The organism is Natrinema soli (assembly GCF_028618695.1).
The window spans coordinates 1-1,323 of sequence record NZ_JAQIVI010000812.1; the positions used below are offsets into that span (position 1 = coordinate 1).

General features: G+C 66.3%; 2 protein-coding genes. One reads left to right on the forward strand and one right to left on the reverse strand.

Going from position 1 to position 1,323, the window contains the following annotated elements; all coding sequences use genetic code 11:
• A partial coding sequence (locus tag PGX04_RS33130) for an MFS transporter (RefSeq protein ID WP_273742358.1) occupies window positions 1–484 on the reverse strand: 484 nt, incomplete at its 3' end.
• Between the two features lie 191 nt (window positions 485–675).
• Between PGX04_RS33130 and PGX04_RS33135 the strand changes: the two genes are divergently transcribed.
• Window positions 676–1,323 (forward strand): TIGR04024 family LLM class F420-dependent oxidoreductase (locus PGX04_RS33135; protein WP_273742359.1); only part of this gene is annotated, 648 nt, incomplete at its 3' end.

Genomic DNA, 1,323 nt, shown 5'->3' on the forward strand with positions numbered 1-1,323 from the left:
CCCACAGCGAGAGCCGCCAGTCGACGATGAGCGTGAGCGCGACGAACGGTGCGGCGATCACCGCGGCGATCTGGCTGGCGGCCCCGTGGATCCCCATGACGCGGCCGACGCGCGACGGGAACAGTTCGCTCAACAACGGATTCGCCGAGACGAAGTAGACCCCGGAGGCGATGCCCATGAGGAAGGCTCCGCCCATGAGGTGTGGGACCGTCGTCGCGGTCGCCGCGATCGCCGAGGACGCGGCGAGAATCATCCCGGATCCGACCACGATGCGGTGTCTCGGGACTTTCGTGAGAAGCCATCCGGTCGGCAGCCGAAGGGAAGCGCTCCCGACCCACGCGAGCGTCACGATGAGTCCGGCGGTCGCCTCGCCGATCGCGAACTCGGTGATGAACACGTCCAGCAGCGGTGCGAAGATGACTCTGGCGAGGTTGAGCAAAAAGACGAGGCTACAGAGGGAGGCGAAGAGTCGTGTGCGGGTCACAGTCACTAATTTCTATACCGGTTCTCAAGCGTTCCGAAACCGGACGATTCCGTGGCGGTTTGACGACCGCTTCGGACCGACGCGAGCGCAGTACAAGTATCAGGCCGCGTTCGAGTCCGAGCCGTAAACGATAGTCCCCGGGTTCCCGGTTCCCATACACCCAAAAGGCACCGTTCCGTCTGTGATTGATGATGACTGACAGAGATGTCCACCTGCCGGTGGCCGCACAGCCGACGATCGACTCGATCGCTGACTACACGCGTGCGGCCGAGGAGGCCGGGTACGACTGCGCGTGGCTCCCCGAGACGTGGGGTCGCGACGCCGTGACCGTTCTGGCGGCGATGGCAGAGCGCACCGACTCGATCGATATCGGCTCGAGCATCCTCAACACCTACTCGCGGACGCCGGCCATGCTGGGCCAGACGGCGGCGACGCTACAGGAACTCTCCGGGGGTCGATTCCGGCTGGGGCTCGGCCCGAGCGGCCCCGTCGTGATCGAGAGCTGGCACGGGGTCGAGTACGGGAATCCGCTCAGACGGACGCGCGAGACGGTCGAAATCGTCCGCCAGGTGCTCTCGGGAGAGACCGTCGATTACGACGGCGACGACTTCGACCTCTCGGGCTTTCGGCTGCGCTGTGACCCGCCGGAGACGCCGCCGCCGATCGAGGTCACCGGGATGGGTCCCAAAGCGGTCGAACTCGCGGGCCGCTTCGCCGACGGCTGGCACGGCATCATGCTCACGCCGGACGGGACGAGAGACCGACTCGAGGACATCGAACGCGGTGCCGAACTCGGCGACCGCGACCCCGACGACGTGCAGATCACCGCCGGCGTGACC